24 protein-coding genes are annotated in these 25,973 nt (G+C 69.1%); 17 read left to right on the top strand and 7 right to left on the bottom strand.

The genetic code is table 11. From position 1 onward, the window contains the following. Nucleotides 1-82: 82 nt before the first annotated feature. The gene (ccrA, locus tag I9P22_RS00650) at nucleotides 83-1,372 is read right to left on the bottom strand and encodes a crotonyl-CoA carboxylase/reductase (protein ID WP_199257495.1); all 1,290 of its coding nucleotides are present in this window, start codon (nucleotides 1,370-1,372) and stop codon (nucleotides 83-85) included. A 690-nt stretch (nucleotides 1,373-2,062) separates the two neighbouring features. Continuing rightward, nucleotides 2,063-3,283, bottom strand: coding sequence for a Hint domain-containing protein (locus I9P22_RS00655; RefSeq protein WP_233253108.1), 1,221 nt, complete (start codon nucleotides 3,281-3,283; stop codon nucleotides 2,063-2,065). 583 nt (nucleotides 3,284-3,866) lie between these two features. Here I9P22_RS00655 and I9P22_RS00660 point away from each other — a divergent pair. From I9P22_RS00660 to ureG, 8 genes are read left to right on the top strand one after another with little or no spacing between them, the layout of a single operon-like run. Then, on the top strand, nucleotides 3,867-4,661 hold the full coding sequence (locus I9P22_RS00660; protein ID WP_199257496.1) for an urease accessory protein UreD: 795 nt from the start codon (nucleotides 3,867-3,869) through the stop codon (nucleotides 4,659-4,661). Between the two features lie 7 nt (nucleotides 4,662-4,668). Continuing rightward, a complete protein-coding gene (locus I9P22_RS00665; protein WP_199257497.1) occupies nucleotides 4,669-4,971 on the top strand; it encodes an urease subunit gamma in 303 nt (100 codons plus the stop codon). A gap of 10 nt (nucleotides 4,972-4,981) precedes the next feature. Continuing rightward, on the top strand, nucleotides 4,982-5,548 hold the full coding sequence (locus tag I9P22_RS00670) for a HupE/UreJ family protein (protein WP_199257498.1): 567 nt from the start codon (nucleotides 4,982-4,984) through the stop codon (nucleotides 5,546-5,548). 1 nt (nucleotide 5,549) lies between these two features. After that, complete coding sequence (locus I9P22_RS00675; protein WP_199257499.1) at nucleotides 5,550-5,855, top strand: urease subunit beta; 306 nt, start codon at nucleotides 5,550-5,552, stop codon at nucleotides 5,853-5,855. Beyond that, entirely contained in the window at nucleotides 5,855-7,546 is a 1,692-nt protein-coding gene (gene ureC / locus I9P22_RS00680; protein WP_199257500.1) for an urease subunit alpha, read from the top strand. The genes I9P22_RS00675 and ureC overlap by 1 nt, the downstream gene beginning before the upstream one ends. A 2-nt stretch (nucleotides 7,547-7,548) precedes the next feature. After that, nucleotides 7,549-8,058, top strand: coding sequence for an urease accessory protein UreE (locus I9P22_RS00685; protein WP_199257501.1), 510 nt, complete (start codon nucleotides 7,549-7,551; stop codon nucleotides 8,056-8,058). Then, nucleotides 8,051-8,677, top strand: coding sequence for an urease accessory protein UreF (locus I9P22_RS00690; protein WP_199257570.1), 627 nt, complete (start codon nucleotides 8,051-8,053; stop codon nucleotides 8,675-8,677). Before I9P22_RS00685 ends, I9P22_RS00690 begins: the two co-directional genes overlap by 8 nt. Continuing rightward, nucleotides 8,674-9,300 carry an urease accessory protein UreG gene (ureG, locus tag I9P22_RS00695; RefSeq protein ID WP_199257502.1) on the top strand — a complete coding sequence of 209 codons (627 nt, stop codon included), beginning with the start codon at nucleotides 8,674-8,676 and terminating at the stop codon, nucleotides 9,298-9,300. The genes I9P22_RS00690 and ureG overlap by 4 nt, the downstream gene beginning before the upstream one ends. A 12-nt stretch (nucleotides 9,301-9,312) precedes the next feature. On the opposite strand, the gene I9P22_RS25000 is transcribed toward ureG, so the two are convergent. From I9P22_RS25000 to I9P22_RS00705, 3 genes are all read right to left on the bottom strand, one after another. Next, nucleotides 9,313-9,915, bottom strand: coding sequence for an IS630 family transposase (locus I9P22_RS25000; RefSeq protein ID WP_408635138.1), 603 nt, complete (start codon nucleotides 9,913-9,915; stop codon nucleotides 9,313-9,315). Further along, nucleotides 9,885-10,271, bottom strand: a complete 387-nt coding sequence (locus I9P22_RS25005) for a helix-turn-helix domain-containing protein (protein WP_408635135.1) — start codon at nucleotides 10,269-10,271, stop codon at nucleotides 9,885-9,887. Before I9P22_RS25005 ends, I9P22_RS25000 begins: the two co-directional genes overlap by 31 nt. Before the next feature lie 388 nt (nucleotides 10,272-10,659). After that, nucleotides 10,660-11,871 (bottom strand): MFS transporter, encoded by a 1,212-nt coding sequence (locus I9P22_RS00705; RefSeq protein ID WP_199257504.1) that lies wholly within the window; start codon nucleotides 11,869-11,871, stop codon nucleotides 10,660-10,662. 107 nt (nucleotides 11,872-11,978) lie between these two features. Here I9P22_RS00705 and I9P22_RS24430 point away from each other — a divergent pair, with 107 nt between their 5' ends. After that, entirely contained in the window at nucleotides 11,979-12,782 is an 804-nt protein-coding gene (locus I9P22_RS24430) for an AraC family transcriptional regulator (protein ID WP_233253109.1), read from the top strand. 223 nt (nucleotides 12,783-13,005) lie between these two features. On the opposite strand, the gene pdxY is transcribed toward I9P22_RS24430, so the two are convergent. Together pdxY and I9P22_RS00720 are read right to left on the bottom strand one after the other, a co-directional pair. After that, the gene (gene pdxY, locus I9P22_RS00715) at nucleotides 13,006-13,842 is read right to left on the bottom strand and encodes a pyridoxal kinase (protein WP_199257505.1); all 837 of its coding nucleotides are present in this window, start codon (nucleotides 13,840-13,842) and stop codon (nucleotides 13,006-13,008) included. Next, the gene (locus I9P22_RS00720; protein WP_199257506.1) at nucleotides 13,839-14,591 is read right to left on the bottom strand and encodes an MOSC domain-containing protein; all 753 of its coding nucleotides are present in this window, start codon (nucleotides 14,589-14,591) and stop codon (nucleotides 13,839-13,841) included. The genes pdxY and I9P22_RS00720 overlap by 4 nt, the downstream gene beginning before the upstream one ends. Before the next feature lie 228 nt (nucleotides 14,592-14,819). Here I9P22_RS00720 and I9P22_RS00725 point away from each other — a divergent pair, with 228 nt between their 5' ends. The 8 genes from I9P22_RS00725 (at nucleotide 14,820) to I9P22_RS00760 (ending at nucleotide 25,928) form a co-directional block, all read left to right on the top strand. Beyond that, entirely contained in the window at nucleotides 14,820-15,410 is a 591-nt protein-coding gene (locus tag I9P22_RS00725) for an ANTAR domain-containing response regulator (RefSeq protein ID WP_028713869.1), read from the top strand. Further along, complete coding sequence (locus I9P22_RS00730) at nucleotides 15,401-16,573, top strand: CmpA/NrtA family ABC transporter substrate-binding protein (RefSeq protein ID WP_199257507.1); 1,173 nt, start codon at nucleotides 15,401-15,403, stop codon at nucleotides 16,571-16,573. The genes I9P22_RS00725 and I9P22_RS00730 overlap by 10 nt, the downstream gene beginning before the upstream one ends. Before the next feature lie 282 nt (nucleotides 16,574-16,855). Beyond that, nucleotides 16,856-18,064, top strand: a complete 1,209-nt coding sequence (locus tag I9P22_RS00735) for an MFS transporter (protein WP_199257508.1) — start codon at nucleotides 16,856-16,858, stop codon at nucleotides 18,062-18,064. A 15-nt stretch (nucleotides 18,065-18,079) separates the two neighbouring features. Continuing rightward, nucleotides 18,080-20,512, top strand: a complete 2,433-nt coding sequence (nirB, locus tag I9P22_RS00740) for a nitrite reductase large subunit NirB (RefSeq protein WP_199257509.1) — start codon at nucleotides 18,080-18,082, stop codon at nucleotides 20,510-20,512. Further along, nucleotides 20,509-20,844 carry a nitrite reductase small subunit NirD gene (gene nirD, locus I9P22_RS00745; RefSeq protein ID WP_199257510.1) on the top strand — a complete coding sequence of 112 codons (336 nt, stop codon included), beginning with the start codon at nucleotides 20,509-20,511 and terminating at the stop codon, nucleotides 20,842-20,844. The genes nirB and nirD overlap by 4 nt, the downstream gene beginning before the upstream one ends. 12 nt (nucleotides 20,845-20,856) lie before the next feature. Next, nucleotides 20,857-21,699 (top strand): formate/nitrite transporter family protein, encoded by an 843-nt coding sequence (locus I9P22_RS00750; protein WP_199257511.1) that lies wholly within the window; start codon nucleotides 20,857-20,859, stop codon nucleotides 21,697-21,699. A gap of 8 nt (nucleotides 21,700-21,707) precedes the next feature. Then, nucleotides 21,708-24,311, top strand: a complete 2,604-nt coding sequence (locus tag I9P22_RS00755; RefSeq protein WP_199257512.1) for a nitrate reductase — start codon at nucleotides 21,708-21,710, stop codon at nucleotides 24,309-24,311. Nucleotides 24,312-24,416: 105 nt separating this feature from the next. Continuing rightward, nucleotides 24,417-25,928 carry an alkaline phosphatase gene (locus tag I9P22_RS00760; RefSeq protein ID WP_199257513.1) on the top strand — a complete coding sequence of 504 codons (1,512 nt, stop codon included), beginning with the start codon at nucleotides 24,417-24,419 and terminating at the stop codon, nucleotides 25,926-25,928. Nucleotides 25,929-25,973 lie beyond the last annotated feature (45 nt).

Raw genomic sequence — 25,973 nt, forward strand, 5'->3', positions numbered from 1 at the left:
GCAGGTTTTCGCGCGCTTCCGCGAAGGAAAGGCCCGCCCGGCGCCTTCTCGCGCCGGGCGGGCCTCTGCGTTTCGGCCCGGGTCAGCGGCGCCCCGCCTCCAGCGCGTCCTCGAAGGTGCGCAGGCCGGTGACCGGCGACTGCACCAGCACCGCCATGTTGCCGGGCTTGTGCTGGTTGCGCAGCATCTTCAGATGCGCCTGCGGGATCTCGGCCCAGGGGAAGACTTCGGACATGCAGGGGTCGATGCGGCGTTCCAGCATCAGCTTGTTGGCGGCACTGGCCTGTTTCAGATGCGCGAAATGGCTGCCCTGCAGACGCTTCTGGTGCATCCACATGTAGCGCACGTCGAAGGTGCAGTTGAAGCCCGAGGTGCCGGCGCAGATCACCACCATGCCGCCCTTCTTGCAGACCAGGGTCGAGACCGGGAAGGTCGCCTCGCCGGGATGCTCGAAGACGATGTCGACGTTGTTGCCCTTGCCGGTGATGTCCCAGATCGCCTTGCCGAACTTGCGCGCCTCGGCGAACCACTCCTTGTATTCGGGGGTGTTCACCTTGGGCAGCTGCCCCCAGCACTTGAAGTCCTTGCGGTTGATGACGCCCTTGGCGCCCAGCGACATGACGAATTCGCGCTTGTCCTCGTCCGAGATCACGCCGATGGCATTGGCGCCGGCCGCGTTGATCAGCTGGATCGCGAACGACCCCAGCCCGCCCGAGGCGCCCCAGACCAGCACGTTCATGCCCGGCTTCAGCTCATGCGGTTCATGGCCGAACAGCATGCGATAGGCGGTGGCCAGCGTCAGCGTGTAGCAGGCCGATTCCTCCCAGGTCAGGTGCTGCGGGCGGCGCATCAGCTGCTGGGCCTGGACGCGGGTGAATTGCGCGAAGGACCCGTCCGGCGTCTCATAGCCCCAGATGCGCTGGCTGGGCGAATACATCGGGTCGCCGCCGTTGCATTCCTCGTCATTGCCGTCGTCCTGGTTGCAATGGATGACGACCTCGTCGCCGACCTTCCAGTTCTTGACCTTGTCGCCCACCGCCCAGACGATGCCCGAGGCGTCGGAACCGGCGATGTGATAGGGCGCGCCATGGCCGTCGAAAGGGCTGATCGGCACGCCGAGGCCGGCCCAGATGCCATTGTAGTTGACGCCCGCCGCCATCACCAGGACCAGCACCTCGTTGCTGTCGATCGGCGGCGTCTCGACCACCTCGACCTGCATGGCCTTGTCGGGCTCGCCATGGCGTTCGCGGCGGATGGCCCAAGCATACATCTGCTTGGGCACGTAACCCAGGGGCGGCATCTCGCCGATCTCGTAAAGGTCCTTTTCCGGGGCGTCATAGGGCGCGATCGGGGTCGGTTGGTCCAGGGCCATCTCAGAGTCCTTTCTTGCCGCTTCCTTGTGCCGGGGCTTCCGCCGCGGCGCAGAATCAGCGCGGGTTGCCTGGCTGGTTTTACGAATCCGCGCGCAACAATGCAACATGGTTAGTAATGAAATTGTAATTTTCTGTCGTTTCTGTTTCTGCCTTGCCGCGATGCGGCGGGGATCGCGATGGGCCGCCCCGCCCGCGAAATGCCAAGACCCAGCCATATGCATCCTGATCCGACGGGTGCTCGACCGGGTGATGACGGGCAGAACGCCCTGTCCCGTGTCGCGCGCGAGGACCGGGGCTTTCTCGGCCATGCCGAACGGGCGTTGGCGGTGATGAGCGGTCTGGCCCCCGGATCCGTTCGGCGCCGGGGCCGCTGTGCTCGCGCCAAGCCGAGATGCTGGCCGCGGCCAAGGCGGCGCTGGACGAGGGATCGGCAAAGGCCATGGGTGGAAGCGTCGTCGCGCCGGGCGATGCGCAATGGGTGCCCGCGTCCAGGCGCGCGCCATCAGCCGCCGGCCCGGTGATGGGGACGCGATCCCGCGATGTCCTGGTAATCGGCCGGAAGGCGGCGACGCAATCCCGGCGTCGATGGCCCCGCCACCCGCGGCCGGACAGCCGGTCGGTGGCGATGACGGGAAAGGGCCACGGATCTCTCCGTGGCCCGCATGGGAGGATGGGCTGGAGCCTGCGAGTCAGCAGACCATGGCGCGGTGATGCTGGACGTGGCGCACGGCCAGCTTGCGCGCCTTGCGGCCGGAGGGCAGCGGCCGGGCCGGCGCCGGCACGAATTCCTTCTCGCGCAGCTCGGGGAACAGGGTGAAGATCTCCTCGCGCGCCGCCGGTCCCACGGTCCTGAGCGCCTGGGCGCCGGTATAGAGCGACTCGGTCGCGGCGCCGTTCGAGTTCACCACCTCGTGCCGGTCGAAGAGGAAATGGAAATATTCCACGCTCTCGACATCCGTGGCGATGTCCACGCCCTCGACCTGAAGCAGCTGCTTGGCCGCAACCAGCACCTCCATGGCCCCGAACATCTTCAGCGCCACCTTCGAGCGGACGAGCACCCGGTGCTGCGGCGACACGAGCAGGTCCGAGGACGGGGTTTCCCTGCCGAGTGCGCCGGCCTTGATGCGGATCGGCAGCAGCTTCGGCCTGGCCTTCAGCGCCGCGGCGCCAAGCTTCACGGAACCGATCCAGCGGATGGGCTGATAGCCATTGTCCCGCGTGGCGACCAGATCGCCCACCCGGAGGTCCTCGACCGCCACGAAACCCCTTTCGGTCTCGATCAGGGTGCCGGCCACGAAGCAGACGACCTCGTCATCGGTCAGGTCCAGGCTGCCGGCGACGTCATGGTCCATGGTGACGATGGCGGTGTTGGCCGTCGACTGGATGAGATCGGCGGAAGCGCGGATGGTCGCGGCGGCCACCGGGCCCGCCAACGGAACAGCTTCAACGGCCGCGGCCAGGGTTTCGGTGATTTCGGAGATCGGGCCGGTGACGGAAATGGGAGTGCCGAGGACTTCGACCGTGGCCGTCACCGCCAGGTGGTCGTCGTCGAGCGGTTCCTCGCTTACGAAATAATAGGTGCCGCCGGCTTCCATCAGGTGGCCGCTGATCGGGTTCACCTGCAGACTGATATCCGCCAAACCCGGCAGGCCGATGGAAGTGGCAGCGTTCGCGACCGTGGTCGAGCCGAGATAGGTGCCGGCAGGCGTGAGAGGGGTGCCGTCGGCAGCCACCGGCGTCATGTTGTCGCCATAGTTCAGGGTGGTCGCGCCGTTGGAATCGACGTCGTATTGCGCGAATTCCTGGGAGGTTTCGAAGGCGTTGAGCAGCGACGTGTCCGGCACGAAGGCGACGACGCCATCGAGGCCGACGGTGATGAGGCTTGAGGGGATCTCGGTAATATAGGGCATGAACGCCACCTTTTGTCAGACCGGGCCAAGCTGGCTGGTCGATAGGTTGAGTTGAAAAAAAACCGGGAACCGAGCAAGATAAACCGCACGCTTAAATCTGTGTGCAGTACTCTACTTATGAGCGATTCCCTGCCGACGATCAAACAAAATCACGGGTCCGTGTGCGCTTTTCTTGTGCAGAGTCCCGCCTCTGCCAGGCCGCCTGATGCCGTAAGCGCCCGCAAGCCGGGTTTCGCCCGCCCGGCTTTCGGTTGCCGATGACCGGCGCGATGGCTCTTGCGGTGGCTGTCGCATGATCGGGGCCGAGGCTTCCCGCCCCTGGTGCGCGACGGTCACGCAATGCCGCCTTCCGCGCCGCCGCCTGTTCCTGTCCTGCGCGTGAAACGGCAGTCGGTCGCGTCCCCAGCCCGCGCGCGCCGGTGCCGCGGTGGTCGGATCCGCATCTGCCCGGAAAACGGGCTCGATGCCGGAATATCGGACAGATCGCCCGGAAGACCACCGATGTCGCGGGCCGGGCACGGCGCTGCCGTTGATCCCGCCGCGCTTTCATGTCCGGGTCGGGGCAGATGAATGGGGCCCGCTCATGGCGCTAGACCTTACCAACGCATCCCGGGCGGTGCCGCGCAGCGCCGGATCGGCCGAGCTGTCGCGCGACTGGGGGCGGCTGTGCCGGCTGCATCAGCAGGGCTGCCTGAAGATCCTGATCCCGCATGGCGGGACCGAGGCGGTGGTGGTCAACACCGCCGGGGGCATGACCGGCGGCGACAAGCTGGCGCTGAACATCCATGCCGGGGCGGGCGAGGCGCTGACCCTGACCACCCAGGCCGCCGAGCGCGTCTATCGCAGCGCCGGCGGGGCGGCGCAGGTCTCGACCGTCCTGACGCTGGGGCAGGGCGCCCGCATCGACTGGCTGCCGCAGGAGACGATCCTGTTCGAGGGCTCGGCCCTCGATCGCCGCCTGTCGGTCGAGATGGCCGCGGATGCCACCTTGCTGGCCGTGGAGAGCCTGGTCTTCGGCCGCATCGCGCATGGCGAGACGCTGCGGCAGCTGCAGCTGCGCGACCACTGGCGCATCCGTCGCGGCGGCCGCCTGGTCCATGCCGAGGCGCTGCGGCTGGAAAGGATGCCGACCAGCCCCGCCACCCTGGCGGGCGCAACCGCCGCGGCGACGATGATCCTGGCGGCGCCGGGGGCCGAGCAGGGGCTCGACGCCGCGCGGGCAGCGCTTCCCGAAGGCGCCGAGGCCGGGGTCAGCGCCTTGCCGGGGCTGCTGGTGGCGCGCTTCCTGGCCCCCTCGTCGCAAGCCCTGCGGGCGGCGCTGGTTCCGCTGATCCGGCATTTCCGCGCGGGCCCGCCGCCGCGCCTGTGGCAATTGTGAGGACGGAATGAACCTGACCCCGCGCGAAAGGGACAAGCTGCTGGTCGCCCTGGCCGCCATCGTCGCCCGCAACCGGCTGGCGCGCGGCGTGCGGCTGAACCATCCCGAGGCGGTCGCCATCATCACCGATGCCGTGGTCGAGGGCGCCCGCGACGGTCGCACGGTGGCCGACCTGATGTCCTGGGGCGCCGAGATCCTGCGCGCCGAGGACTGCATGCAGGGCGTGCCCGAGATGATCCCCGAGATCCAGGTCGAAGCCACCTTTCCCGACGGCACCAAGCTGGTCACCGTCCATCACCCGATACGCTGAGGAGCCTGCCATGAAGTACCCCCTTGCCGCCGCCGTCTCCGCCGCCGCCCCGGCGCTGATACCGGCAGCGGCCCTGGCCCATCCCGGGCACGGCCATGCCGAGGCCGGGCCTTTCCTGGCCGGCCTGTCGCATCCGCTTGCCGGGGCGGACCACCTGCTGGCGATGGTCGCGGTCGGGCTCTGGGCGGCCAGCCTGGGCGGGCGGGCGGCCTGGGCGCTGCCGCTGTGCTTCGTCTTGGCGATGGTCGCGGGCGGGGCGCTGGGGGCGGCCGGGGTGGCGCTGCCGCTGGTCGAGCCGGCGATCCTTGCCTCATCCGTGGTCATCGGCGCGGCGATCGCGCTGGCCCTGCGCGCCGGGCTGGCGGTGGTGCTGCCGGTGGTGGCGGTCTTCGGCCTGGTGCACGGCCATGCCCATGGCGCCGAGGGGCCGGGGCAGGGACTGCTGGCCTATGGTGCGGGCTTCGTCATCGCCACGGCGCTGCTGCACCTGTCCGGCATCGCGCTTGGCCGCTTGCCGATGGTGCGCTGGCTGGGCGCCGTGACGGCGGCGGCCGGCCTTGCGCTGGCGGTGGCCTGAGATGATCCCCGGCGAAATCATCCCCGCCGAGGGCGAGATCACCCTGAACGCCGGCCGCCCGCGCCTGGTCCTGACCGTCGCCAATACCGGCGACCGCCCGATCCAGGTCGGCAGCCATTACCATTTCGCCGAAACCAATCCGGCGCTGGATTTCGACCGCCGGGCGGCGCGGGGGATGCGCCTCGACATCGCCGCCGGCACCGCGATCCGCTTCGAGCCGGGCCAGACCCGCGACGTGGGCCTGGTCCCCTTCGCGGGCGCGCGGCGCGTCTTCGGCTTCCGCGCCGCCGTCATGGGGAACCTGTGATGCCTGCCACGCTGTCCCGCGCCGATTACGCGGCGATCTACGGCCCGACCACCGGCGACCGCGTCCGACTGGCCGATACCGAGCTGTTCATCGAGGTCGAGCGCGACCTGACCAGCTATGGCGAGGAAGTGAAGTTCGGCGGCGGCAAGGTCATCCGCGACGGCATGGGCCAGTCGCAGAAATCCCGCGCCGAGGGGGCGATGGACACCGTCATCACCAATGCCCTGATCGTGGACGCGACCGGCATCTACAAGGCCGATGTGGGCCTGCGCGACGGGCGCATCGCGGCGATCGGCAAGGCGGGCAACCCCGACATCCAGCCCGCCGTCACCGTGCTGATCGGCCCGGGGACCGAGATCATCGCCGGCGAGGGGCGCATCCTGACCGCCGGCGCCGTGGATGCGCATATCCATTTCATCTGTCCCCAGCAGATCGACGAGGCGCTGCATTCGGGCGTGACCACCATGCTGGGCGGCGGCACCGGCCCGGCGCATGGCAGCCTGGCCACCACCTGCACCCCCGGCCCCTGGCATATCGGCCGCATGCTGCAGGCCGCCGAGGCCTTTCCCATGAACCTGGCCTTTGCCGGCAAGGGCAATGCCTCGCTGCCCGCGGCGCTGGAGGAGCAGGTCCGCGCCGGCGCCTGTGCGCTGAAGCTGCACGAGGACTGGGGCACCACCCCGGCCGCCATCGACTGCTGCCTTTCGGTCGCGGACCGCATGGACGTGCAGGTGATGATCCATACCGACACGCTGAACGAAAGCGGCTTCGTCGAGGATACCATCGCCGCCATTGCCGGCCGCACCATCCACGCCTTCCATACCGAGGGGGCGGGCGGCGGCCATGCGCCGGACATCATCCGCGTGGCGGGGCTGGCGAACGTCATCCCTTCCTCGACCAACCCGACGCGGCCCTTCACCGTCAACACGATGGAGGAGCACCTGGACATGCTGATGGTCTGCCATCACCTCGACCGCCGGGTGCCGGAAGACATTGCCTTCGCCGAAAGCCGCATCCGGCGCGAGACCATCGCGGCCGAGGACATCCTGCACGACATGGGGGCGATGTCGATCATCTCCTCGGACAGCCAGGCCATGGGCCGGGTGGGCGAGGTGCTGATCCGCACCTGGCAGACCGCCCACAAGATGCGGCTGCAGCGCGGACCCCTGGGCGAGGGCCCGGCCGACAATTTCCGCGTCCGCCGCTATATCGCGAAATACACCATCAACCCGGCCATCGCGCATGGCCTGTCGCACGAGATCGGCTCGGTCGAGGAAGGCAAGCGCGCCGACCTGGTGCTGTGGAACCCCGCCTTCTTCGGCGTCAAGCCCGAGATGGTGCTCTTGGGCGGCAGCGTCGCCATGGCGCAGATGGGCGATCCCAATGCCTCGATCCCGACGCCGCAGCCGGTGCATTCGCGCCCCATGTTCGGGGCTTTCGGCCGCTCGCTTACCCGCAGCGCCGTGACCTTCGTCAGCCGCGATGCCGAAACCGGGCATCTGGGGCTGGCCCGGGACATGGTCGCCGTGCGCGGCACGCGCGGCATCGGCAAGGCGGACATGGTGCTGAACGACGCCACCCCCGACATCCATGTCGACCCCGAGACCTACGAGGTGCGCGCCGATGGCGAATTGCTGACCTGCCAGCCCGCCGAGAGCCTGCCGATGGCGCAACGCTATTTCCTGTTCTGATGATGAAAGCCACATCCGTCCTTCACCCCCCGCTTGCGAGCGCCTCCATCGACCGGGTCGAACTGGATTACGACGCGCGCTTCCTGCGCCGCAAATTGCTGCGCACGGCCCTTGGCGCCGATCTGCTGGTGGACCTGCCCAAAGCCACCGTGCTGAATCATGGCGACGCGCTGGAAACCGAGGCCGGCCCGGTCGAGGTCGCCGCCGCCGAGGAGCCGGTGCTGATCGTCACCGGCGACCTGCCGCGCCTGGCCTGGCATATCGGCAACCGCCACACGCCCTGCCAGATCGCGCCCTTCCACCTGGTGATCCGCGCCGATCACGTGTTGCGCGCCATGCTGGAGGGCCTGGGCGCCACCGTGACCGAGGCGCGGCGGCCCTTCATCCCCGAAGGCGGCGCCTATGGCCCGGCGCAGGTCATGGGCCACGCGCACGGTCATCGGCACGGTCATCGGCACGACCATCAGCATGGGCATCCGCACGACCATGGGCACGGGCATTCCCATGGCTGACCTTGCCGGGCTGCAGCGGCTCTTCGCCTGGCTCTCGCCCGCATGGCCGGTGGGTGGCTTCGCCTATTCGCACGGGATCGAGCAGGCCATCGCCGAGGGCTGGCTGACCGGGCCCGACGAGGTGCAGGGCTGGATTGCCGAAATCCTGCGCCACGGCGCCGGCCGCAACGACGCCATCCTGCTGGCCCATGCCTGGCGGGGCGAGGATGTGGCCGAGCTGGCGCTGGCGCTGTCGGGCTGTGCCGAGCGCCGCCGCGAGACCGCCGAGCAGGGGGCGAGCTTCGCCCGCACCGCCTCGGCCGTCGAGGAAGCGCTGCCCGCCGTCCCCTATCCCGTCGCCATCGGCATGGCCGCCGCCCGCGCGGGCCTGCCGCTGGCAGAGGTGCTGGTGCTGTTCCTGCAGGCCTTCGCCTCGAACCTGGTCACCGCCTGCGTGAAATCCATCCCCATCGGCCCGACCCGGGGCCAGTGCATCCTGGCGGCGCTGATGCCGCTGATCCGCGAGGTCGCGGCCGAGGCCCAGGCCGCCACGCTGGACGACCTGGGCGGCTGCGCCTTTCGCAGCGACCTGGCGGCGATCCGCCACGAAACCCTGCAGCCGAGGATCTATCGCACATGACCAGCCCGAACGGCCCGCTTCGCATCGGCATCGGCGGCCCGGTCGGCGCGGGCAAGACCCGCCTGACCGAGGCCCTGTGCCGGGCATTGTCGCAAGACCTTTCCGTCGCGGCGATCACCAACGACATCTATACGCGCGAGGATGCCGAATACCTGATGCGCGTGCAGGCCCTGCCGCTTGGGCGCATCCGCGGCGTCGAGACCGGCGGCTGCCCGCATACCGCCATCCGCGAGGATTGCTCGATCAACCTTGCGGCGGTCGAGGAACTGACCGCGGCCTTTCCCGATCTCGACGTGATCCTGATCGAATCGGGGGGCGACAACCTTTCGGCCACCTTCTCGCCGGAGCTGGCGGACCTGACGGTCTATCAGATCGACTGCGGCATGGGCGACGACATTCCGCGCAAGGGCGGGCCGGGGGTCACGCGCTCGGACCTTCTGGTCGTCAACAAGATCGACATTGCCGATGCCGTCGGCTGCGACCGCGCCCGCATGGCCCGCGACGCGGCCCGGCAGAGGGGCGAGCGCCCGGTGCGCTTCTGCTCGCTGCGGACCGGCGAAGGCGTGGCCGAGGTGGTGGCCGAGATCCGCAGGCTGGGCGGGTTGGGCGCGCCGCCCCGCTAAAGCTTTGAGCTTTTAACCTGCGACATATCCGGCAGCCTTGAAGTAGTTCCAGCATTCGGTTGGGTCGAACATGTCGCAGACCCTTCCGATGGCGTCGAAGACTTGGATAAAGCTGCGCGCTCCGATGCTTCTGAGATGCGCCTTGAGCTTTGCAAATGCCATTTCTATCGGGTTCAGGTCAGGCGAATATGGCGGCAGGTAGAGAAACCAACAACCTGCCTGTCGGATTGCCCGTGTCGCCTCGGCATTGCGATGGGTGGCGAGATTGTCCAGGATGACGACGGTGCGTGGCGACTGTTCCGGGGCCAGCACCTCACGGATATAGGCAGCGAAAGCGTTTCCATCCATCGCCCCTTTGATGATCCAAGGCGCGATCAGTGCATCAGCCGTCAGGCCCGCGATGAACGTCTGGGTGCTCCAGCTTCCAAACGGCGCGTCGGTGATCAATCGTTGCCCGTGCAGCGCCCGCCCTCGCAAGCGGGTGAGATTGGTCTTAACCGAGGTTTCGTCAATGAACACAATCCGCTCAGGGTGCTCGCGCATCGCGGGCATGCGCTGCCGGAACCAGTCCGAACGCAGTTGCTTTACGCGCGCGCAACACCGCTCGGAGGCCACCAATGATTTTTCTTGTAGCGATAGCCCAGCTTGCGCAGAAAGCGCCCGATCGAGGCCGAATGGGCACAGATGCCGGTCGCATCCTCAAGCGCCCGCCCCAATTCGAGCAGGGTCATGTCGGCATCCTGTTTCAGCAGCTCCTCGAAAAAGCCGCGATGCGGCGCCAGCTTTCCATGGCCCCTGGGGCGACCTTGTGGTGCCGCGCCCGCATCGCCGATGGTCCGAACCAAACGCGCCCATCGCGCGCCCGTCGCCGGCGACAGCTTCAGGCGCGCCGCTGCCGCTCGTCCGCTCAGACCCTCCTCAATGTAGCGTTGAAACCGAACCCGAAGCGCCGATGGCAATGGTGCTGACATGATCCATCCTCCCAAAGGAATGGAATCACGAAAAACCGCCGACAGGAATCCCCCGATTCAAGTTTCGGGCGCACCGCTTTAGGAGGGCGGGCGGCGGCGGTTGCGGCGCCGGAAAGCCAGGCAGATTTATCGTGGATCCGATCCGCCAGCTGCCGGGGCTGAGCAGCCAGGCGCTGCCACGGGCTTGCGCGACCAGACCATGATCGTGCCGACGCGCATGGCTCGGTCCAAGCCTCGGCTTCACTCTGCAGGGCGGGCTCAACAGGATTGCGGGGAAGGACTCGGGGGCAAAGACGCCCTGCGCAGATGCCGCGATTCCTTCCTGGATGCCACAAGGTCTGCAACGGCCTGAAATGGCTGGCCTGGCCCGAATTGCCAGGCGATCGCCTCATGGCAGCCTCTGCGCTGGCGGCTGATCGGTCCCGATCGTTCGCGCGCGACCGGCCAGCACGCCGAGGACCATCATCACAATCGAGAGGACCATGCCGACATGCAGCACCGGGATCCAGCTGCCGGCAAGGTCGTGCAGCTTTCCCGCGAGCGTCGGGCCGCAGGCTGCCAGGCAATAGCCGACACATTGGGCCATGCCGGACAGCGCCGCGGCCTGGTGGGCGCTGCTCGCGCGCAGGCCCATGAACATCAGCGCCAGCAACACGCCGCCGCCCGAGCCCAGGCCAAAGCAGAACGCCCAGAGAGAGGCCGCGCCCGGGGCCATGGCGAAGCCGAACAGCGCCACGGCCATCAGCCCGCCCATGGTGGCCGCGACCAGCCTCTGGTCCCGCATCCGGCCGACGACGGGACCGAGCAACAGCCCGGGCACCGCCGAGGCGAACTGCATGATCCCGTGAAGCGAACCGGCAAGCGCCGGGGAAATCCCGGCGGAGGTCAGGATGGATGGCAGCCAGGCGACCAGCACATAATAGACCAGCGAATTGATGCCCATGAACAGGGTCACCTGCCATGCCAGGGCGGACCGCCACACCCGGCCGCCATGTGGCGGCGCCGCGGTGTCCCTGGCCGGTCCGGTATGGCCGCCCAGCTGGCTGCTCCAGACCAGCGCGGCGAGCAGGGGAAAGACCAGCGTGGCACCAAGTGCCCATCGCCATCCCAGCGCATGGCCCAGCGGCACGGCGCTCGCCGAGGCCAGCGCGGCCGCGCCGCCCATGGCGATCGCGCAGACGCCCATGATCGCGGGCACCCTGGCCGGGAAGTCGCGCTTGACCAGGCTGGGAAGCAGCACATTGCCCACCGCGATGCCGGCACCGATGAAGCCCGTGCCCAGATACAGGGCCCATGCCGGGCCGGCAGAGCGCAGGACCACCGCGGCGCCGATCAGCAGCAGCGCCCCGAACAGCGAACGCTCCAGGCCGTATTCCCTCGCGAAGAGCGCGGCGAACGGCGAGATGATCCCGAATGCCAGCAGCGGCAGCGTGGTCAGGAGGCCCGCCTGGGCCGGCGAAAGCGCCAGCGCCGACTGCAATGTTTCCAGAACCGGGGCAACGCCGGTGATCGGCGCGCGCAGGTTGGCGGCGATCGACAGAAGCCCCGCCATCAGCAAGGCCGGCCGGGCAACCGTCACGGCTGCATCGCGATTGGTCATTCATACCTCCAAGGGAAAAGCAGACAGGCGGCAGGTTACCGCTTGGGCCTCCGGCTGAATTCAGATAAAATGACAATTTATCTCTGAATCCTGCCAAAATGCATGCCATGGCCATGTCGCTGGAACCGGCGCTGAAGAATTTCGACGAGACCAGGATCCGCGGCCCGGTGGTCGGCATGCGCGTGGATATCGCCGCGCACAGAAGCGAGGTTCCGGTCCATCGGCATCGCCAGGGGCAGCTGGTCCTGGCGCTTCGGGGTGGCGTGACCTGCGAGGTGCCCAAGGCGCTCTGGATGGTCCCGCCGCGATGCGCCGTGTGGATCCCGGGGCAAATGCCGCACAGCGTCCGCGCCACCGCGAATGCGCGCATCTGCTATCTCTTTGTCCAGCCGGAGGCCGCGCGCCTTCCCGAGCGGTGCTGCACGCTTTCGATCACGCCATTGCTGCGGGAACTGGTGCTGCACATGGCCGACCAGCCGTCCGAATACCCGCCGGACAGCCCGGCGGCACGCAAGGCTGCGGTGCTTCTGGAGGAGCTTGCCGAAATGCCGGTCGCGCAGATGTGCCTGCCGACATCGGACGAGCCGCGGTTGCGCAAGATCGCGGCGCTGCTCTCGGACGATCCCGCGGACCGAAGGACGCTTGCCGACTGGGCCAGGCTGGTCGCGATGAGCGAGCGCTCGCTGGCCCGGTTGGTCCTGCGGGAAACCGGCCTGACCTTCGGGCGCTGGCGCCAGCAGCTGCACCTGATCGTGGCCATGCGCGCGCTGTCTTCCGGGCAGACGGTGCAGCATGTCGCCGAGCAGCTGGGTTATGACTCGGTCACTGCATTCATCACCATGTTCAAGAAGGCATTCGGAAAGCCGCCGGCGCGCTATTTCGCCGAGCTGATGCAGGCCGCCGAGCCATGATCGCCGGGCAGGAGCGCATGTCCCTAGGTGACGCGCAAGTATCTGCGCCGGATTGCCGGGCCCGTCCTGCGCCGCCCCTGGATCGGCTCGCTTCCGGATCGCCCGGATCGCCCAGATCGCCCGGATCGGGCCGCGACGGGCAGCCCATGCCCCTCGGCCGCATGCCCAAGGCGCTGTCGAACCTGCCCCCTCGGGTATTGGGGCAATGAAGAAGCCGGCGCGGTCAGCAGTCCAGCAGGGCGGCGCGGAACGCGGGGTCGGACAGCACCACCTCTTTCGTTCCCAGCTCCGCCGCGCGCGACAGCGCCCGCGAGGTCTGGATCTGCGCGAATTCGACCGCCTGCGCCAGGCTGCGGCCTTGCCCCAGCGCCGCGGTGATCAGCCCGGCGAGCAGGTCTCCGGTCCCGGCCAGCGCCACCGGCAGATGCGGCGTCGGATGGCGCGTCAGCCCCTGCGGCCCCAGGATCACGCTTTCCAGCAAGCCGGGCGCGGTCTCGCGCAGCCGGCAGCCGGTGACGATCAGCTGGGCCTCGGGCGCCATGCGCAGCCCTCGCGCGGCGCGGTGGATGTCGGCCAGCTCGGCGATGGGCTGGCCGGTCAGCCAGGCGACCTCGAACGGGTTGGGCGAGGCGATGTCGGCCATGGGCAGCAGCCGGTCGCGGAAGGTGTTGGCGATCTCACGGGGCACGTAGAGGCCCGGCTGCTCGTCGCCCAGCACCGGATCGCAATAATAGCGCAGGCGCGGGTTTGCCGCCTTGGCGCGGGCGACGAAATCGGCGGTCAGCCGCGCCACCTCGACCGAGCCGATATAGCCGGTCAGCAGGAAATCCGCGCGCTCGGGCAGGCCGCGGTCCCAGAGGCCCTGCAACAGGTCGGCGAAGAAATCGCCGGGCAGTGGCCGGCCGCGCAGGCTGGGATAATCCGGGGTGTTGGAAAAGATCACCGTCGGGACCGGCGCCACCTCCAGCCCCGCCGCCAGAATCGGGAACACCGCCGCCGAATTGCCGACATGGCCCATGACCACCTGGCTCTGGATCGAGATCACCAGCGGGCGGGTCATGCACCGCCCTCCAGCCGCCTGGACCAGTCCTCGACCCGGCCGCTCTCCAGCCGGCGCACGGCATAGCGCCGCCAGCCCTCGGCCAGCACGTCCAGCGCGGCGATGCCCTGCAGCTCGCCCAGGTTCAGCCGGTCCACGTAGAGCGCATGCCAGAGCCGGCGCAATGTCCAGTCGGGCGCCACGCGGTCGATCCGCTCCAGCCGGTCGCCGGGGGCGACGATGCCGGGCTGCAGGACGCGGTAATACCAGCCGGTGCGGCCGCTTTGCTGCACGCGCCGTGCCATGTCCCCGACGCCGAAGCGGCGGTTCAGCTTCCAGCAGGGCTGCCGGCCCTGCGAGACCTGCACCAGGGCCGAGCCGAGCCGGAAGATGTCGCCAACCGCCACATCCGCCTCGGTCAGCCCATCGGTCGAGATGTTCTCGCCAAAGGCGCCGGGCGTCTCCAGAAGCGCCTCGATTTCTTCGTTCCTCAAATACTCCACGGGGGGCCGGGGGTGTGAAACCCCCGGTGCTTCGGCCGGGCGCGGCCGCCCAAGTTCCGCGCGCCAGGCCGGGTAATGATCGAAGGGATAATGATGCACGGCCTTTTCCGGCCCGCCATGCACGCGGCGGTCGGCCTGTTCGTCGCCCTCGAACCCCTCGGGCCCAAGCGCCAGCGGCCGGTCCGCCGGGCGCTTGTCGATGCCGCTTTTCTGGTCGCTGCCCGGCAGCGGTGCCGCCTTGCCCGTCAGCAGGATGATCTGGGCCATGGTTCCCCCGGCTTGCCTGGATGCGGACAGATTAGCCGGGGAACCGGCAGGCTCAAGGGGCCAAGGCTCACCTGGCCGCATCGATGCTCTGCCCGTTTCCCGCGCGCCGCGCCGCGCATCTGCCCGCGCGTTGTGCAGATCGCGGCTGTGCGGCGCGGCAGGCGCGGGATGCGTTGCCGGCACCCGACCCCGCTGGCACCTGCTGGAAGGGGAGAGAGCAGGAAGCAGATGGACAAGCGCCTTTCGATCGTCGTCATCGAACCCGACCCGGAACGCGCCGCCCCGATCGTGGACGGGCTGCGCGAGATCGGCGACCACGACATCCGCATCATCTCCGAGGAAACCGGCCTTGCGCGCCATATCGCCGAGTGCCGGCCCGACATCGTGCTGATCGACCTGGCCAACCCCTCGCGCGACGTGCTCGAGGAGCTGGCGCTGGCCTCGGGCCCCACCGAGCGGCCGGTGGCGATGTTCGTGGACCGCTCGGACGAGCACCTGACCCGGGCGGCGGTCGAGGCAGGGATCTCGGCCTATGTCGTGGACGGGCTGCGGCCGGACCGCATCAAGCCGGTGCTGGACGCGGCCGTCGCGCGCTTTCACATGTTCCAGCGCATGCGCGCCGAACTGGCCGCCACCCGCGCGGCGCTGGAGGAGCGCAAGGTGATCGACCGCGCCAAGGCCGTGCTGATGAAGGCGCGCGGCATCGACGAGGAGGCCGCCTATGCGCTGCTGCGCAAGACGGCGATGGACCAGGGCAAGCGCGTGGCCGAGATCGCGCAGCAGTTGGTCCTTGCCGCGGGGTTGCTGTCATGCCGCTGACGCCCCTGCGCCTGGGCTATGTGCCGCTGATCGACGCAGCACCGCTGATCGTGGCGCGCGAGCTGGGCTTTGCCGCCGAGGAGGGGCTGGAGTTCCGGCTGCTGCGCCTGGGCGCCTGGGCACAGGCCCGCGACATGCTGGGGGCCGGGCTGATCGAGGCGGCGCATATGCTGGTGCCGATGCCGGTCGCGCAGGCGCTGGGGCTGGGGCCGGCGCTGCCGGAGCTGGACCTGGTGATGTTCCTGTCGCAGGGCGGGCAGGCGGTCGCGGTCAGCGCTGCCCTTGCCGCCAGCATGCGCGAGCAGGGCCATGATTTCGATTTCCGCGATGCCCGCAAGGCCGCCCGTGCGCTGCAACGCGCCGCGCCCGGCCGGTTGCGGGTGGGCGTGCCCTTCCATTTCTCGACCCAACTGGAACTGATCCGCCACTGGCTGGGCGCCTGCGGCTTCGACCCGGTTCTGGAGGTCGTCACCGTGCCGCCGCCGCTGATGGCCGAATCCATGGCCGCGGGCGAGGTTGATGCCTTCTGCGTCGGCGAGCCCTGGGCGTCGAGCGCGGTGGATCGCGGCCTTGCCGCGCTGCTCTTGCCCGGCACGGCGATCTGGGCCTCGCCGCCGGAAAAGGGGCTGGTGCTGCGCCGCGACCTCACCGAAGCCGAGCCGCAGCTGACCGGCGCGCTGATGCGGGCCATCTGGCGCGCCGGGCGCTGGCTCGACGAGCCCGAGAACCGCGACACCGCCGCCGAGATCCTGTCGCGGCGCGAATATCTGGACCTGCCGGCCGAACTGGCCGAGCGTGGGCTGACCGGGCGGCTGCAGGTCACGCCCTCGGGCGAGATCCGCCATGTGCCGGGCTTCATCGCCTTCCATGCCGGGGCGGCGAATTTCCCCTGGAAAAGCCTTGCCGCCTTCTTTGCGCAGCGCATCGCCCTGCGCCACGGGCTGGACCCGGCGCCGGCGATGCAAAAGGCGATGGCGCATTTCCGCACCGATCTTTACCGCCAGCACCTGCGCGAGGCGGGGGCGGCCTTGCCCGGCGCCTCGGCGCGGCTGGAAGGCGCGCTGGCCGAGGACCGCGAGGTCGCGGCGGAAAAGGGCCAGATGATTCTGCGCGCCGATGCCTTCTTCGACGGCACCGTCTTCGAGCCGCCCTTCGCCGGCTGAGCGTTTTGCGGGCAGGCCGGGCGCGGGGCTGCCCGGCTTTCGGGCGCAGGCGGCCGCGGATGCTGCGATGCCGCATCAAGGCTTGCTCCGGCCCGTGTCCTGACCCAGTCTGATCCCATGGCCCGGCGCAACGGCGCGCCACCGGCCCGCTCGCAATGATGCGGCACGGATTCCCGCAAGGGCGCGGCGATCCTTCCCCGAAAGCGCAAATCCGCTGCGGCCTTCCGCCGCCCGGCCGCGCTTTCCGACAGCCTTCGCCATCAGCAACGCATCGGAGCCACCATGCCCGCCGTTTCCCCCGTTCCGCCCTCTGAGGCCAGCCGCGCTCTGGGCCTCTCGACCTTCGCCTTCACCATCTGCTTCGCGGTCTGGACCATCTTCTCGATCATCGGCCTGCAGATCCGCGAACAGCTTTCCCTGACCGAGACCCAGTTCGGCCTGCTGATCGGCCTGCCGATCCTGACCGGCTCGCTGGTGCGCATCGCCTTGGGCGTGCTGACCGACCGGCTGGGCGGGCGGCGCGTCTATACGCTGACCATGCTGGCCGCCGCCGGCGCGACCTTCCTGTTGTCCTGGGCCAGCACCTGGCCGCAGATGCTGCTGGCGGCGCTGGGCGTCGGGCTGGCCGGCGGCTCCTTTGCCGTGGGTGTCGCCTATGTCTCGCGCTTCTATGCCGAGGGGCGGCAGGGCACGGCGCTGGGCATCTTCGGCACCGGCAATGTGGGTGCCGCCGTGACCAAGTTTGCCGCGCCCTTCGTCATGCTGGCCCTGGGCTGGCAGGCGACGGCGCAGATCTGGGCCGGCGCGCTGGCGCTGACCGCGGTGCTGTTCTGGGTCTTCAGCAAGGAGGATCCAGTCACCGCAGCCGGGCAAGGCCGCAAGACGTCGCTGCGCGCCGAGCTCGCGCCGCTGGGCCAGATGCGGGTCTGGCGCTTCTCGGCCTATTATTTCTTCAGCTTCGGCGGCTTCGTCGCCCTGGCGCTGTGGCTGCCGCATTACCTGACCGAGGTCTACGGCTTCGGCATCGCCACCGCCGGCATGATCGGCGCCGCCTATTCCATCCCCGGCTCGATCTTCCGCGCCTGGGGCGGGGTGCTGTCGGACCGGATCGGCGCGCGGGCGGTGATGTATGCGACCTTCCTCGTCTCGCTGGTCGCGACGGCGATCCTGTCGATCCCCTCGGGCGTGCCGGTGCCGGTCTTCCTGGCGGTGATCTTCGTCCTGGGCTTCGTCATGAGCCTGGGCAAGGCCGCCGTCTACAAGCACATCCCCAGCTATTACCCCGGCCATGTCGGCGCCGTCGGCGGGCTGGTCGGCATGATCGGCGGCCTGGGCGGCTTCGTGCTGCCGCTGCTCTTCGGCTGGCTGCGCGACCAGACCGGACTGTGGTCCAGCTGCTTCATGGCGCTGTTCCTGCTGGTCGGGGCCTGCGCGCTCTGGATGCACGCCTCGATCCGCCAGATGGGCCGCGCCCCCCTGCAAGCCGCCTGAGAAAGGAGTCCCGCGATGAAGAAACTCGTCGTCATCGGCGCCGGCATGGCCTCGGGCCGCCTGCTGGAGCAGCTGTTCGAGGCCGCGCCCGGCGCATGGCATGTCACCCTGTTCAACGCCGAGCCGCGCGGCAACTACAACCGGCTGATGCTGTCGCCGGTCCTGTCGGGCGAAAAGACCTATGAGCAGATCGTCACCCATGACGCGGACTGGTATGCCGCGCATGGCGTCGATTGCCGCTTCGGCGAGCCGGTGGTGCGGATCGACCGCGCCAACCGTGCCGTCTATTCCAATTCGGGAGGCGCGCCCTATGACGCGCTGGTCATTGCCACCGGCTCGGCGCCCTTCATCATCCCGGTGCCGGGCAGCGACCTGCCGGGCGTGGTGACCTATCGCGACCTCGAGGACACCAACGCCATGATCGAGGCCGGGATCGCCGGCAAGGACGCGGTGGTGATCGGCGGCGGGCTTCTGGGCCTCGAGGCCGCGGCCGGCATGGCGGCGCGCGGCGCCCGCGTCACCGTCGTCCATCTGATGGGCCACCTGATGGAGCGGCAGCTGGACCCCGCCGCCGGCTACCTGCTGCAGCGCGACCTTGAGCGGCGCGGCATCAAGGTGCATTGCAAGGGCGCGACCAAGGCGATCCTGGGCCATGACCGCGCCGAGGCGGTGCTACTGGAGGACGGGACCGTCCATCCCGCCGACCTGGTCTGCATGGCCGTCGGCATCCGCCCCGAGGTGCGGCTGGCCAATGACGCGCATCTGGAGGTCGAGCGCGGCATCGTCGTCGACGACGCCCTGCGCACCTCGGACCCGCATATCTTCGCGCTTGGCGAATGCGTCGAGCATCGCGGCCAGGTCTTCGGCCTTGTCGCGCCGCTTTACGACCAGGCCAAGGTGCTGGCCCGGACGCTGCTGGGCGAGGAGGCCGAATTCCGCCCGGTCCAGACCGCCACCAAGCTGAAGGTGACCGGCTGCGACCTGTTCAGCGCCGGCGATTTCGCCGAAGGCGAGGGGCGCGAGGACATCGTGTTCCGCGATCCGGGTCGCGGCATCTACAAGCGGCTGGTGCTGGAAAACGACCGCATCGTCGGCGTGGTCATGTATGGCGACACCGCCGATGGCAACTGGTTCTACGGGCTGATGAAGGACGAAACCGACATCAGCGAGATGCGCGACACGCTGATCTTCGGCCCGGCCTTCCAGGGGGGGGCCGCGCTGGACCCTATGGCGGCCGTTGCAGCCTTGCCGCCTGAAGCGGAGATCTGCGGCTGCAACGGCGTCTGCAAGGGCACCATCACCGAGGCGGTGCTGAATGGCGCAACCACGCTCGACGCGGTGCGCGCCTGCACCAAGGCCTCGGGATCCTGCGGCACCTGCACCGGGCTGGTCGAGCAGGTGATGAAGCTGACCCTGGGCGACGGTTTCGTCGCGCCCGCGCCCGCCGGCATGTGCAAATGCACCGACCACAGCCACGAGGACGTGCGGCGGCTCATCAAGTCGATGGGGCTGAAGTCGATCCCGGCGGTCATGCAGGAGCTGGGCTGGAAGAGCGTCGGCGGCTGCCATTCCTGCCGTCCGGCGCTGAACTATTACCTGCTGGCCGAATACCCGCTGGAATACCAGGACGACCGCCAGTCGCGTTTCGTGAACGAAAGGAACCACGCCAACATCCAGAAGGACGGCACCTATTCGGTGGTGCCGCGCATGTGGGGCGGCGTCACCACGCCGGCCGAGCTGCGCGCCATCGCCGACGCGGCCGAGAAATACGCCGTGCCCATGGTCAAGGTCACAGGCGGCCAGCGCATCGACCTGCTGGGCGTGAAGAAAGAGGATCTGCCGCATATGTGGGCCGACCTGAACGCCGCCGGGCTGGTCTCGGGCCATGCCTATTCCAAGGGGCTGCGCACGGTGAAGACCTGCGTCGGCAGCGAGTTCTGCCGCTTCGGCACCCAGGATTCCACGGGCCTCGGCATCCGGCTGGAAAAGCTGCTCTGGGGGTCGTGGACACCGCACAAGGTCAAGCTGGGCGTCTCGGGCTGCCCCAGGAACTGCGCCGAGGCGACCTGCAAGGACGTGGGCGTGATCTGCGTCGACAGCGGCTACCAGATCAGCGTCGCCGGCGCCGCCGGGATGGAGGTGAAGGAGACAGAACCCCTGGCCTCGACCCCGTCCGAGGACGAGGCGGTCGAGATCATCACCGCCTTCGTCCAGCTTTACCGCGAGAACGCGCGCTATCTGGACCGGCCCTACAAATGGGTGGCCAAGGTCGGGCTCGACTGGGTCAAGGCGCAGATCGGCGACCTGCCCACCCGTCGGGCGCTGGTCGAACGCTTCGAGATCAGCCAGTCGGTCTATCGCAAGGATCCCTGGGCCGAACATTCCACCACCACCGAAACGCCCCGCTGGGCGCCCCTTGCCGATCTGACCCTGGAGGCCGCGGAATGACCATCTTTGTCGATATCGGAGCCCTCGAGGACATCCCCCGCCAGGGCGCGCGGGTGATCCGCACCGCGCAGGGCTGCGTCGCGGTGTTCCGCACCCTGGACGACCGGGTCTTTGCCCTGGACGACCGCTGCCCGCACAAGGGCGGCCCGCTGTCCGAGGGCATCGTGCATGGCGATCGCGTCACCTGCCCGCTGCACAACTGGGTCTTCGACATGAATTCGGGGTCCGCGCAGGGCGCCGACCAGGGCCAGGTCCGCACCTGGCCCGTGCGCGTCGACCGGGGCCGGATCCTGATCGGCGCCGAACTCGTCTCCCGCTCGAACGCTGCCTGAAGGAGCTGCATCATGTCCTATGTCAATCCTGCCGATTTCGCGAAGAAGATGATCGATGCCGGCGAGGCCAAGGTCTTCATGTCCACCAAGGACACGCTGATCCGCGCCTATATGGCCGGGGCGATCCTGGCGCTGGCCGCCGCCTTTGCCGTCACCGTCACCGTGAACACCGGCGAGCCGCTGCTCGGCGCGCTGCTGTTCCCGGTCGGCTTCTGCATGCTCTACCTGCTGGGCTTCGACCTGCTGACGGGCGTGTTCACGCTGGTGCCGCTGGCGTTGATCGACCGGCGCCCGGGGGTGACGGTCCAGGGCATGCTGCGCAACTGGGGCCTGGTGTTTGCCGGCAATTTCGCCGGCGCCTTCACCGTCGCGGTCTTCATGGCGATCATCGTCACCTTCGGCTTTTCCGAGGCCCCGAACGCCGTCGGCGAAAAGATCGGCCATATCGGCGAGGGACGGACGCTTGGCTATGCCGCGCATGGCGCGGCGGGGATGCTGACGCTGTTCATCCGCGCGGTCATGTGCAACTGGATGGTCTCGACCGGGGTGGTGGCGGCGATGATGTCCACCAGCGTCTCGGGCAAGGTCATCGCCATGTGGATGCCGATCCTGGTGTTCTTCTACATGGGGTTCGAGCATTCCATCGTGAACATGTTCCTGTTCCCGGCGGGCCTTTTGCTGGGCGGCCAGTTCACCATCGCCGATTACCTGCTCTGGAACGAGATCCCGACCGTGCTGGGCAACCTGGTCGGCGGCCTGACCTTTGTCGGCGCGATGATCTATGCCACGCATCACAAGACCTCGCCCCGGCGCGAGCCCGAGGCCGCCGAGCCCGTCCCGGTCGCCGCCGAATGAGCGTCGCCATGCAGACCATCCGCACCACCTGTCCCTATTGCGGCGTGGGTTGCGGCGTGCTGGCGACGCCCGACGGCAGGGGCGGGCTGGGCATCGCGGGCGACCCCGATCATCCGGCAAACCGGGGCCGGCTTTGCGTCAAGGGCGCGGCGCTTGGCGAGACGGTCGCCCATGCCGGCCGGCTGCTTGCCCCGCGCATCCATGGCCGCGAGGCCGGCTGGGACGAGGCGCTGGACCTGGTCGCGCGCCGGTTTTCCGAAACCATCGCCGAGCACGGGCCGGATTCGGTCGGCTTCTATGTCTCGGGGCAGCTGCTGACCGAGGATTACTATGTCGCCAACAAGCTGATGAAGGGCTTCATCGGTTCGGGCAACATCGACACCAATTCGCGGCTCTGCATGGCTTCGGCGGTGGCGGGGCACCGGCGGGCCTTCGGCACCGACACGGTACCGGGGCTCTACGAGGATCTGGAGCTGGCCGATACCGTGGTGCTGGTCGGCTCGAACCTGGCCTGGTGCCATCCGGTGCTTTACCAGCGGCTGGCCGCGGCGCGCGAGGCGCGGGGCACGCGGGTCGTGGTGGTCGATCCGCGCCGCACCGCAAGCTGCGACATCGCCGACCTGCACCTGCCGCTGGCGCCGGGTTCGGATGCGGCGCTGTTCAACCTGCTTCTGGCGGAAATCGGGAGGAGATCAGAGAATTGCGCCGATAACCTGGAAGGAATCGAGGATGCCATGGCTGCTGCGCGCCAGACGCTGCCCTCGGCCACCGGGCTGGCGCACAGCCAGATCAGGCAGTTCCTCGACCACTGGCTGCACAGCGACAAGGTGGTGACGGTCTGGTCGCAGGGCGTGAACCAGTCCGACAGCGGCACAGACAAGGTGAATGCGATCCTGAACTGCCACCTGGCCAGCGGCCGCATCGGCCGGCCCGGCATGGGCCCGTTCAGCGTCACCGGCCAGCCCAACGCCATGGGCGGGCGCGAGGTCGGCGGGCTGGCCAACATGCTGGCCTGCCACCTGGAGATCGAGAACCCCGCGCATCGCGCGGCAGTGCGCGCCTTCTGGAACGCGCCGCGCATGGCCGAGCGGCCGGGGCTGAAGGCCGTGGACATGTTCCGCGCCGTCGAGGACGGCCGGATCAAGGCGCTGTGGATCATCTGCACCAACCCCGCCGTCACCATGCCTGAGGCCGATCGCGTCGCCCGCGCCATCGCCGGCTGCGATTTCGTCGTGGTCTCGGACATCATGGCACGGACCGACACCACGCGGCTGGCGCATGTGGCCCTGCCGGCGACCGGCTGGGGCGAAAAGGACGGCACGGTGACGAATTCCGAGCGCCGCATCAGCCGCCAGCGCCGGACGCTGGCCCCCGCCGGGCAGGCGCGCGACGACTGGCGCATCCTGGCCGAGGTCGGGCGCCGCATGGGCTGGGCCCAGGCTTTCGGCTGGACCAGCCCGGCCGAGGTCTTTGCCGAACACGCGGCGCTGTCCGGCGTCGCAGGCGGTCTGGGCAGCGATTTCGACATCTCGGCCCATGCCGGCATCACCGCGGCGGAATATGACGCGCTGCAACCCTTCCTGTGGCCGCATTCGGCGGCCAGGCAGGGCGGGCGGTTCTTTGGCGACGGGCGGTTTCATACGCCCTCGGGCCGGGGGCGGATGGTCGCGGTCACGCCGCGCGCGCCGCAGCCGGTCGGCGGGGATCATCCGTTCCGGCTGAACACCGGCCGGGTGCGCGACCATTGGCACAGCATGACCCGCACCGGCCTGTCGCCGCGCCTGTCCCGCCACCTGGCCGAGCCCTTCCTGGAGCTGCACCCAAGCGACGCGGCCCGGCTGGGCCTGGCCCCCGCCAGCCTGGCCGAGGTCGAAAGCCCGCATGGCCGCGCGGTGCTGCGGGTGCTGGTCAGCGACCGGGTGGCGCCGGGCCATCCCTTCGCGCCGATGCACTGGACGGGCGAGACCGCGCCCTCGGGTCGGGTCGATGCGCTGGTTCCGGGTGCTGTCGATCCGGTCTCGGGCCAGCCGGCGCTGAAATCGGCGGCGGTGGCGATCCGGCCCTTTGCCGCGCGCTGGTTCGGCTTTGCCGTCTCGGCCGGCCGGATCAGGCCGGATTGCGCCTATTGGGCGCGGGCCACGCTGCCAAGGGGAGAGCAGGCCGAACTGGCCGGGCTGGAGGTGCCGCAGGACTGGACCGCCCATGCCCGCGCGCTGTTCGGCCTGTCAGGCGAGCCGCTGGCGCTGCTCGACCGCGCCCGCGGACAGGTTCGGCTGGCCTTCCTGCGCGAGGGCCGGCTGCAGGCGGCGCTGTTCGTGGCGCCCGGGCCGGTGGGCCTGTCGCGCAGCCATGTCGCGGCGCTGCTGGGAGAGGAGGGCGCGGGCGCGCTGGCCGGCCGTCCCGGCGCCGACCGCCCGGACGAGGGCGCGCTGGTCTGCGCCTGTTTCGGCATCGGCGTGAACAGCATCGTGCAGGCCATCGCCAGCCGGCGCCTGACCTCGGTCGAGGCGGTGGGGCAGGCGCTGCGGGCGGGCACGAATTGCGGCTCGTGCCGCCCCGAGATCCGGGCGCTGCTGGATGCCGGCACCGCCTGCCGGGCTGCGGCCGAGTAGACTGTCACGAAGATATCACGGCTCTGCCACGAAAGCGTTACCCGGGGGGTTTAGGCGGGGCGTCGCGCCGCCCGGCGCAAGGACCGAGAAACCCCCGGGGGACCCATGAAATTCCAACTCCGCTCGCTGATGGCAGGCGCATCGCTTCTGGTGCTGGCCACGGCCGCCGTCGCGCAGGACAATGTGCTGCAGGCCGAGGATTCCTATTTCACCGCCGCCAAGGCCGAGCTGGCCCGGAAGATCGCCGACCAGCCGAATGTCGGCCGGGCCAAGAACGTCGTGCTGTTCGTGGTGGACGGGCTGTCGGTGCCGACCATCACCGCCGCGCGTATCTACGAGGGCCAGAGCCGCGGCGTGGACGGGGAATCGAACGTGCTTTCCTTCGAGGAACTGCTGCCCTACACGGCGCTGTCCAAGACCTATACCCATGACAGCCAGGTGGCCGATTCGGCGCCGACCGCGACGGCCATCGTCTCGGGCGTGAAGTCCCTGAACGGCACCATCGGCGTGACGCAGCAGGTCAAGGTCGAGGATTGCGCCAGCCAGAAGGGCGCCGAGGTCACGACGCTGTTCGAGCTGGCCGAGACCGCGGGCCTTTCGACCGGCATCATCTCAACTGCGCGCATCACCCATGCGACGCCCGCCGCCACCTATGCCAAGGTCGCGGGCCGCGACTGGGAGGCCGACAAGGACCTGCCCGAGGAAGCGGTGCGGAACGGCTGCAAGGACATCGCCGCGCAGCTGGTGGATTGGCCGGCGGGCGACGGGTTCGAGGTCGTCCTGGGCGGCGGCCGCGGCAATTTCATGCTGGAAAGCCAGCAGGACCCCGAGGATGAGACCAGGACCGGCGCGCGCAAGGACCGCGACCTGATCGCCGAGTGGAAGGCGCGCCACAACGACGGCGCCTATGTCTGGAACAAGCAGGAATTCGACGCGGTCGATCCGGCCGGCACCGGCAAGCTCCTGGGCCTCTTCAACGCGAGCCACATGCAGTACGAGGCGGATCGCGAGAAGGATGCCGGCGGCGAGCCCTCGCTGGCCGAGATGTCGGTCAAGGCCATCGACATGCTCTCGAAGAACGAGAACGGCTATGTGCTGATGATCGAGGGTGGTCGCGTCGACCACGCCCATCACGCCGGCAATGCCGCCCGCGCGCTGACCGACACGGTCGCGGTGGCCGAGGCGGTGAAGGCGGTCTACGGCAAGGTCGACCCGGCCGAGACGCTGATCATCCTGACCGCCGACCACAGCCATGTCTTCTCGATCGCCGGCTATCCGGCGCGCAACAACCCGATCCTGGGCATCGCGGGGCAGGGCGACGACGGCAAGCCCTATACGACGCTGGGCTACATGAACGGCCCCGGCGCCCGCCTGGACGAGCCGCGCGCCGACCTGACCGGCGTCGACACCACCGATCTCGACTTCCTGCAGCAGGCGCTGGTGCCGCTGGGCGAAAGCGAGACCCATGCCGGCGACGATGTGGCGATCTTCGCGCAAGGCCCCTGGGCGCATCTGTTCCACGGCGTGGTCGAGCAGAACCTGATCTATCACGTCATGGAACATGCGACCGGCCTGGCCAGCCGGGCCGCGCTGGCCACCAGCCAGGCGGCGAAGTGATCCACGGGCGCCGCCGGGTCAGCCGGCGGCGCATCCCTTCCGACG

Origin of the sequence: Paracoccus binzhouensis (assembly GCF_016446475.1) — a bacterium.
GTDB classification, from domain to species: Bacteria; Pseudomonadota; Alphaproteobacteria; order Rhodobacterales; family Rhodobacteraceae; genus Paracoccus; species Paracoccus binzhouensis.